Raw genomic sequence first — 8,679 nt, forward strand, 5'->3', positions numbered from 1 at the left:
GAGGCTAGGGCCGCCACCACGGGCGCAGGGGGAGCCGGGTCGCGCCGTCCGGGTGGGGACGCTGGGCGAGGACCTGGTGCAGCTGGATCTCGTTGCGCTCGAACCCGAGTCGCGAACCGGCCATGTACAGGCCCCAGACCCGCGCCGTGCCCTCTCCCACCTCGGCGACGCACTCGTCCCAGTGCTCGACGAGGTTGCGGCACCACTGGGCCAGGGTCAGGGCGTAGTGCTCGCGCAGGTTCTCCTCGTGGAGCACCTCGAGCCCGGCGTCCTGCGCCTGCGCGATGATCCGGCCCGACCCGGTGAGCTCGCCGTCGGGGAAGACGTAGCGGTCGATGAAGGGACCCGTCTCCTGGCGACGGTTGTGCGGGCGGGTGATGCTGTGGTTGAGCAGGAGCCCGCCGGGCCGTAGCCGGTCACCGATCCAGGCGAAGTACGCCGGGTAGCCGCGCACGCCCACGTGTTCGGTGAGGCCGATCGACGACACCGCGTCGAACCCGGACTCGCGCACCGCGCGGTAGTCGCTGTGCCGCACCTCGGCGAGGCCGGCGAGCCCCTCCTCGGCGAGGGCCTGCTGCGCCCAGGCGGCCTGTGCCCCGGAGAGGGTGACCCCGAGGGTGTGGATGCCGCGTCGGGCCGCCGCGCGGACCATCCCGCCCCAGCCGCAGCCGATGTCGAGCAGGCGGTCGCCGGCCCGCAGCCCGAGCTTGTCGAGGGCGAGGCGGTACTTGTTGTCCTGGGCGTCCTCGAGGGTCGCGGCGGCATCCGGGTAGCACGCGCACGTGTAGGTCATCGACGGGCCGAGGACGAGCTCGTAGAACCGGTTCGAGACGTCGTAGTGACGGCTCACCGCCCCGGCGTCGCGCGGCATCGAGTGGCGCAACCCCTCGGCGGCCCGCCGCCAGCGGGGCAGCGCCTCCTGGGGAGGAGGCGGGGGCGGGGCGAGGCCCTTGACGCCGAGGGTGCGTGCCGCCTCGACCGCTGCGGCCGCGGTCGGCCGGCGGAAGCGCACCGCCGAGAGGTCGACGAGCAGGTCGTACGGGTCGCCCGGGTGCACCCCGTCGACGTCGAGGTCTCCGGCGACGTAGGCGCGCACGAGGCCGAGCTGGCCGGGCGCGGTCGCGAGGTAGGCCGCGGCGCGCGGGGTGCGCAGGTGCAGCGCCCGCGGGGAGTCGGGCGGGCCGGTCGACGACCCGTCGTAGGCGCGCAGCCCGAGGGTGAGCGGTCCGTCGAGCACGGAGTGGACCATCTCGGCGATGGACATCGTCGGCTCCTGTCGTCGTGGGTCGGGGTGGGTGGGCGGCGGCGGTCAGGCCCCCCGCACGGCCTTGTCGTAGAGGGTGGGCAGGCGGGCGGCGGGGTCCCAGCGTTCCTTGAGGGCGGCGTACGCAGTCCCGGCGTAGAGCCGGTCGAACTCGGCACGGTCGTAGAAGGACTCGGAGTACAGCGACTTGTGGCCGCCGAGCTCGGCCACCTCGCGCTCGATGCGCCGGTTCGTGGCGCCGTCCCCGGCCCCCGGCGTCGAGGGCACGCTCGACCAGAAGCCGACGTTGACGTACGTCTCCCCGGGCCGCAGCGGGTACAGCGTCCACGGCTGGTCGCTGCGCAGTCGCAGGGGACACAGCCAGACCGGCTCGATCGGGACCTCGCGCAGGAACCACCGCAGGAACTCGGCCATCGTCGCGAGCGGCAGCTCGACGTCCTGCACGACGCGCTCGCGCGGGGGGCGTCCGTGCAGGGCCTCGAGGCGGTCGGCCACACCGAGCCGGCGGTCGAGGGCGACGAGCCGCCCGTAGACGCTGCTGCGCAGCCACCGTCGCGGCCACAGCCGGCGCACCCGCGGGTCCTGGGCCCCGAAGGCCCTCGAGCACCAGAACCAGTCGGTGTCCCAGCGCCAGAGGTAGTCGTGGGTCGTCAGCAGGTCGCGACGAGGGGCCCGGTCGTCGTGCTGGATCGACCGGTAGTAGATGCGGGTACCCGTGTAGTCGCTCGTCGCGCCCGGGTCGTCGCCACGGCGCCCGAGCACGAGGTAGGACTCGGACGCGGAGAAGACGACGCCGTCGACGTAGTCCACGGGCTCACCGTCGAAGCCGGCGTCGGCCAGGGTCACGCGCAGGGCCTCGACGAGGGAGCCGACGTCGTGGAAGCGCACGTGGCGCAGGGCCACCGTTCGCCCCACCGGCTCGAGCGCGATGCGCAGCCGGGTGGCGTAGCCGAGCGTGCCGTAGGAGTTCGGGAAGGCCCGGAAGAGATCGGGATGCCGGCTGGCCGGGTCGGTGGTGACGACCTCGCCGCTCCCCGTGAGCACGTCCATCTCGAGCACCGACTCGTGCGGCAGGCCGTTGCGCCAGGACGCCGACTCGATGCCGAGGCCGGTCACCGCACCGCCCAGGGTGATCGTGCGCAGCTGCGGCACGACGAGCGGGGTGAGGCCGTGCGGCAGGGTGGCGTCGACGAGGGCCTCGTAGGTGCACATGCCCTGGACGTCGGCGGTTCGGCTCCCGGCATCCACCGCGACGACCCCCGTGAGGCCCGAGGTGTCCAGGCCGGGGGTCGCCGAGTGGTCACGGGCCCGGAAGAGGTTGGAGGTGCGCTTCGCGAGGCGCACCCGCTCCCCCGCCGGGATGGCCCGGTAGCTGTCGACGAGCCGGCCGACGCCCTCGTCGTGGCGCGACCCGACGAGCACGCTCACCGGGGCTCCACGGCGTCACCGACCCGCACCCACCCCGATTCGCCCACGGCGGCGTACAGGCCGGGGCACGAGGTGCCGGTGGCCTCGACGGCGAGCAGGACGTCCCCGACCCGCAGCACCGAGCCCTCGAGGGCCTCGACGACGCCGGTCGGCACGTCGAGCACGAGGTTGGCCCGCGTCGCGGGGGCGTCGTCACCGACGAGCGAGACGGCGGCCTTCTTGCGGCGGTCGCCCTCGAGACCGTCGACGCCGACCCGGACGGCCTCGTGCGCGACCCCCGGCTCCCCCGCCTCGGGGAAGGTGCGGATCGCGCGGACCCGGATGACGTCCATCCACCATGAATACACCCGACGACCCGGTCGTGCCGAGGGCCCGCGGCTGCGAGGTGGCGCCCCGGCGCACGGGTCGAGGTTCCGGGTGCGGCATCCGGGGGCGCATACTGGTGGGGATGACAACCTCACCCGGGACCCCGCGTGCTCGTCACGCCAGCAGCCCCTTCCAGCCCCACCCCGAGCCGAGGATCGAGCAGTTCGCGCTCGACGACCGCGTCACGCACGACACGTACGGGATGGGCCGCGTCGTGGGCGTCGACGGAGGTGGGGCGACCGTGGACTTCAGCGACCGGACGGTTCGGATCTCGACGCCCTTCCGCAGGATGACCAAGCTCTAGGACCGGGCCCACCGCTCAGGCGGGTTCCCTCAGCCCGCGGCGCCATGGGCGACGGCCGCCCGAGCGGTCGCCTCGTGCAGCGAGACCTCCGCGTCGTGCGCGTGCGGCGCGAGGTCGAAGACCACGGTGCGCACGGTGCCGGTGAAGGCGTAGGGGGCGCGGTCCTCGTAGTCGAGGTCGACGACCCCGCCGTTGTCCCGCGAGATGTCCATGCCGGCGTAGGTGGTGAACAGCAGGGCGATGGTGTGCGGGAGCTCGCCCTCGCCGATCTGCCTGTCACCGGCCCACAACGTGACGCGGCCACCGGTGCCGGGCTTGGACTCGTCCGCCTCGAACAGCATCGTGAGGGTGACGTCCCCGGTGGGGATCGGCTCGGTGGAGGTCTGGCGGTAGGTGTCGATGCCGAGGAACTGGTAGGTGTGGTTGAGCAGGCCGTTCTCGTCGACCCAGAGGGCGAAGCCCCCGATGAAGTCCGCGAAGGCGACGAGCACTCCCTCGGCGCCACCCTCGGGAACGTGCACGTCGGCCTCGATGGCGTAGGAGCGCCCGTAGATGCGCGGGATCATCGTCGTCTGGATGTTCTGCACGTCACCGGCGAAGGTGAACCGGGTCTGGGTCGGCATCGGCGGCAGGATCCCGAAGAAGGCCGCGAACCCACCGAGCAGGGGCAGGACGCGGTGGCGCTCGGCCTCGGCCCAGAAGAGCTCGACCAGCTCGGCCACCTTGGCGGGGTGGTCGGCCGCGAGGTCGTGGGCCTGGGAGAAGTCGTCGGGAAGGTAGTAGAGCTGCCAGACGTCGTCGTCAGGATTCCACTCACCACCCGGCCCGAACCGGGCGAGCGTCTCGGGCGAGAAGTCCCACGGCAGCTTGTCGAGCTTGGTGCAGGCCCACCAGCCGTCCTTGTAGATGGCGCGGCTGCCGTACATCTCGAAGTACTGCACGGTGTGCTGCTCCTCGGCCGCCGGGGCGTCGAAGGTGTAGGCGAAGCTCGTGCCGTCCATCGGCTCCTGGTCGACTCCGTCGACGAGCGTGGGCTCGGGGATGCCGACGACCTCGAGCACCGTGGGCACGACGTCGATGCAGTGCGTGAACTGGGTGCGCACGTCACCGCCAGAGGCGATCCTGCGGGGCCAGGAGATCACCATCGGGTCGCGGGTGCCACCGAGGTGGGAGGCCATCTGCTTGCCCCACTGGAACGGGGTGTTGTTCGCGTGCGCCCAGGCCGCGGCGAAGTGCGGTGCGGTGTGGAAGCCGCCGAGCTCGGCGATGCCGCCGTACTTGTCGATCAGGGCGAGCTGCTCCTCGGCGTCGAGCACGACGCCGTTGAAGAACGTGGTCTCGTTGAAGGACCCGGTGACCGTGCCCTCCATCGAGGCGCCGTTGTCACCCCAGATGTAGATGACGAGCGTGTTGTCGAGCTCGCCCATCTCCTCGACCGAGTCGAGCAGCCGGCCGACGTTCCAGTCGGCGTTCTCCGAGAACCCGGCGAACACCTCCATCTGCCGGGCGTAGAGCCGGCGCTCGGGCTCGGAGAGCCTGTCCCAGGCGGGGAAGGCGTCCGGGCGTGGCGCGAGCTCGGTGTCCGCGGGCACGATGCCCAGCTTCTTCTGCCGCTCCAGGGTCCGCTCGCGGTAGGCGTCCCAGCCGTCGTCGAACTCGCCCTTGTACCTGTCGGCCCACTCCTGCGCGACGTGGTGCGGCGCGTGGGTGGCCCCCGTGGAGTAGTACACGAACCACGGCTTCTCGGCGTCCTGCGCGCGCACGGCGTGCAGCCACTCCACGGTCTTGTCGGTGATGTCGTCGGGGAAGTAGTAGAGCTTGCCGTCCTCGCCCTCGGGAACGCCGAGGGTGGAGTTGTCCTGGGTGATGATCGGGTCGTACTGCCCGGCCGCCCCGGTCAGGAACCCCCACCAGTGGTCGAAACCCCAGCCGGTGGGCCAGTGGTCGAACGACCCCGCGGCACCCATGTCGCGACCCGGGGTCATGTGCCACTTGCCGAAACCACCGGTGATGTAGCCGTTCTCCTTCAGGATGCGCGGCAGTGCCGTGCAGGCCCGCGGGCGCACCCCGGTGTAGCCGGGGAACGGACCGGGGAACTCGGCGATGCCGCCCATACCGACGCGGTGGTGGTTGCGACCGGTCAGCAGGGCGGCCCGGGTCGGAGAGCACACCGCGGTGACGTGGAAGCGGTTGTAGGTGACGCCCTGCCGTTGCACGCGGGTCAGGTTCGGGGTGTGAATGCCGCCACCGAAGGTGTCGGGGCCGCCGAAGCCGGCGTCGTCGATGAGCACGATCAGCACGTTCGGGGCGTCCTCGGGGGCCTTCGGGCCCGCGACGATGCTCCAGTCCCCGACCGACTCGTCGATGGTGTGGCCCGCCACACCACCGAACGGTTTGTCGGGCAGCGGGAGCACGGTCCGGTCGGGCGAGAACTTGCCCATGGCCTCGGCCAGCCTGGCCTTGAGCTCGTCGATACCGCGTTCCTCGCTCTCGACGACGGACTTCAGCGGGGCACCGGGCAGGGCCTGCTCGACCGCCAACCGCGCCGCTGCGGGGAACACCCCGATGATCACGGCTGTGCCCGCCTTGAGGGCGGCGCCGACCTGCTCCTGGACGGCAGCAGTCAGCTTGTTGCCGGCGAAGTGGCCGACGACGGCACCGGCCGCGGCGCCCACCGCGACCGCCCCGAGCATCGGTGGGGCGAACATCCCGACGAGCACGCCGGCGCCACCGCCCCACCCTGCCCCCCGGCGACCCAGATGGTTCCCGGTGTCCATCAGCCGGGGCTCGCCGTCGGCGCCCTTGCCGACGAGGATCATCCCCTGGCTGCTCAGCTCCCCGGCCTCGACCTTCGCGGCGAGTGCCCGGAACTCGGTCTCGGCGACGTCGACCTCCGGGTAGCCGGCCACGATCAGCATCTGGGTGTCGCTCATGACGTGCTCCCATCGGCCCGCCGGCGTCGCGCCGGGAGAGCCATCCGTACGGTCCTCACCGCGGTCGTGTTGCGCGGGCACGCTCGACCCGACGCCTTCCCTCCGGGAAGGCGTGCGAGCGGGGTCCACGCGAACGCCACGGTCCGAGCATCCCGACCTGCCACCGGGCGGACATCCCCCTGACAGGGTGAGGCCGCCCGGCGCGCTCGATCACCGGGAATCGACCTCGGTCGTGAGGGCTTCGATGGCGGCGCGGTTGGTGCCGAAGGCCGTGGTGCCCTCGTCGAGACCGTAGTGGCCGAGCAGCACGGCGACGCGGGGTCGCACGCGGCTGTAGTGCAGCTGCACGCCCCGGGCGGCCAGCCACGTGCGGCACTCACCGAACCCCTCGGCCCCGGTCACGTCGATGTCCGTCACAGCCTCCATGTCGAGGACGAGGTGGGCGAGTGGGGTGCCGTCCTCCGGCGGTGAGGCCTGTGCAGCCTCGACCGCTGCGTGGATGGACTCGTCGAGCTGGCCGACGTTGGCGAAGAAGATCGGGGCGGCGAACCGCATGACGACCACCCCGGGTACGGTCATCGAGCGACCGGTGGGCAACGGCGTCAGGGCGTGGTCGGCGTCGGCCTCGGCGCCCAGCACGTCGACGGCCGGTGAGGCGGCGCGCCGGGCGAGGTTGACCAGGGCGAGCACGAACGCGATGAAGATGCCCGGGATCGGACCCAGCAGGAGGGTGCCGAGGAAGCAGGCTGCGGCCACGCCGAGCTCGAAGCGGTTCAGGTCCCAGAGCTCCCTCAGCTCCGGGATGCCGAGCAGTGGAAACACCGCCACGGCGACGACGGCACCGATCGCGGGCGACGGGATGTCCTCGAGCACGGCCGTGCCGAACACGAGCAGCAGCAGCGCGAGGGCGGCGGCGACGATGCTGGGGAGCTGGGTGCGCGAGCCGGCCTGGTCCATGGCCGCCGTTCTCGACGTCGAGGAACCCACGGCGAAGCCGCCGGTGAGACCGGAGGCGATGTTGCCGACGCCGAAGGCCGCGAGGTCGCGGTTCGGGTCGGTCGCGTAGCCGTTCTTGGCCCCGTAGCTTCGTGAGACCAGCAGTCCCTCGGCCATCGTGACCATCGTCAGGGCCAGGGCCGACGGAACGAGGGAGAGCCACACGGTGAGTTCCAGCTGCGGCACGGTGAGCTGGGGTGGGCCGGCCTCGACCTTGCCGAGCACTGACACCCCCCGCGAGGCGAGATCGGCCCACACGACCGCGAGGGTGGTCACCACGAGCACGACGAGGGCCCACGGGACGGACCGGTTGAGACGTCGGCCGACGAGCAGGATGGCGAGGGACATCGAGGAGATGACCACGCAGATCCAGTTCACCGTGTCCAACCCCGCGACCAGCTGGCCCACCTTGTCGACGAACTCGTCGCCGCTCTCGATGCGGACACCGAGCATCTTCGCGAGCTGGCTGACCAGGATGTCGAGAGCCAGCCCGCCGACGAAGCCGACCAGGATCGGTTTGGACAGGAAGGTGGCCAGGAAGCCGAGCTTCAGCACGCTGCACGCGACGAACATCAGGCCGCTGATGATGGCCTGGGCGAGAGCCATGCTGAGGTAGTCGGCGCTCCCCGCCACGGCCAGGCCGCCGACCGATGAGGCGACCAGCGCCGCTGCAGCGGCATCCGGGGAGGCGACGACCTGCCGCGACGACACGGTGAGTGCATAGAGCACGGCCGGCACGACGAGGGCGTACAGGCCGGCGGTGGGTGGGAGTCCGGCGATCTGCGCGTAGCCGATGTTCAACGGGACCGCGATCGCGACGAGGGTGACGCCGGACAGTGCCTCGAGCCCGACGTTGCTTCTGGTCAACCCCGGTAGCGGGGGGCTCACGGCAGGACCTCCTCGGGGGTACGGGCTCGTGCGCCGGTGGGGCCGGCACATCGAATGCCTCACCGTCCCGTTCTACCGAGTTGCGGAGACGTCCGGACCACCCTCATGAGGTGACGCGCCGGCGCGGAGGGGTTGTGGTCGGCGCGCCTCACGCCCAGCACGCACGCGCCCGAGTGACCGGGTGTACCACCGGGAGGCACGGGCCTGCAGATCCAGGATCTCGCCGGGCGCCCTGCGTCCCAGCTCGGCTCGAAGGCCTCGCCGAGAAACGATCCGCGGTTGCGCGGTCCAGCGGCCGATGGTGGGTGGTGGATGTGGAGGGACTCGAACCCCCGGCCTCTCGCGTGTGAAGCGAACGCTCTAACCAGCTGAGCTACACATCCGGGTGCCGTGACGGCCTGCCGAGGATATACGGACTGCTCGACCGAGCGGAAATCGGCGAGTTGACTCACGCTAAATGCCCGCGTGGTCGCAGTCGTTGACTCATCCGAGGATGCCCG

Annotated in this window: 6 protein-coding genes and 1 tRNA gene; 1 reads left to right on the plus strand and 6 read right to left on the minus strand. The window is 71.7% G+C overall.

Annotation, left to right across the window (positions count from 1 at the left end):
- Positions 1-4: 4 nt before the first annotated feature.
- From ABD899_RS14550 to ABD899_RS14560, 3 genes are read right to left on the minus strand one after another with little or no spacing between them, the layout of a single operon-like run.
- Entirely contained in the window at positions 5-1,264 is a 1,260-nt protein-coding gene (locus ABD899_RS14550; RefSeq protein ID WP_345207279.1) for a class I SAM-dependent methyltransferase, read from the minus strand.
- Positions 1,265-1,309: 45 nt separating this feature from the next.
- Positions 1,310-2,692: an FAD-binding oxidoreductase gene (locus ABD899_RS14555; protein WP_345207281.1), complete on the minus strand. Its 1,383-nt coding sequence runs from the start codon at positions 2,690-2,692 to the stop codon at positions 1,310-1,312.
- Positions 2,689-3,024 (minus strand): hypothetical protein, encoded by a 336-nt coding sequence (locus ABD899_RS14560; protein ID WP_345207283.1) that lies wholly within the window; start codon positions 3,022-3,024, stop codon positions 2,689-2,691. The genes ABD899_RS14555 and ABD899_RS14560 overlap by 4 nt, the downstream gene beginning before the upstream one ends.
- A gap of 116 nt (positions 3,025-3,140) precedes the next feature.
- Between ABD899_RS14560 and ABD899_RS14565 the strand changes: the two genes are divergently transcribed.
- Complete coding sequence (locus ABD899_RS14565) at positions 3,141-3,362, plus strand: hypothetical protein (RefSeq protein WP_345207285.1); 222 nt, start codon at positions 3,141-3,143, stop codon at positions 3,360-3,362.
- A gap of 29 nt (positions 3,363-3,391) precedes the next feature.
- On the opposite strand, the gene ABD899_RS14570 is transcribed toward ABD899_RS14565, so the two are convergent.
- From ABD899_RS14570 to ABD899_RS14580, 3 genes are all read right to left on the minus strand, one after another.
- On the minus strand, positions 3,392-6,295 hold the full coding sequence (locus ABD899_RS14570; RefSeq protein ID WP_345207287.1) for an arylsulfatase: 2,904 nt from the start codon (positions 6,293-6,295) through the stop codon (positions 3,392-3,394).
- 210 nt (positions 6,296-6,505) lie between these two features.
- Positions 6,506-8,179 carry a SulP family inorganic anion transporter gene (locus ABD899_RS14575; protein WP_345207289.1) on the minus strand — a complete coding sequence of 558 codons (1,674 nt, stop codon included), beginning with the start codon at positions 8,177-8,179 and terminating at the stop codon, positions 6,506-6,508.
- Positions 8,180-8,485: 306 nt separating this feature from the next.
- Positions 8,486-8,562: transfer RNA gene (locus ABD899_RS14580), tRNA-Val, on the minus strand.
- Positions 8,563-8,679: the final 117 nt, after the last annotated feature.

The organism is Fodinibacter luteus (assembly GCF_039541575.1).
Taxonomy (GTDB): Bacteria; Actinomycetota; Actinomycetes; order Actinomycetales; family Dermatophilaceae; genus Fodinibacter; species Fodinibacter luteus.

Bases quoted from the DNA above. Each gene is read 5' to 3' on its own strand.
- ABD899_RS14550 (WP_345207279.1), bottom strand. From the start codon at position 1,264: ATGTCCATCGCCGAGATGGTCCACTCCGTGCTCGACGGACCGCTCACC.
- ABD899_RS14560 (WP_345207283.1), bottom strand. From the start codon at position 3,024: ATGGACGTCATCCGGGTCCGCGCGATCCGCACCTTCCCCGAGGCGGGG.
- ABD899_RS14565 (WP_345207285.1), top strand. From the start codon at position 3,141: ATGACAACCTCACCCGGGACCCCGCGTGCTCGTCACGCCAGCAGCCCC.
- ABD899_RS14570 (WP_345207287.1), bottom strand. From the start codon at position 6,295: ATGAGCGACACCCAGATGCTGATCGTGGCCGGCTACCCGGAGGTCGAC.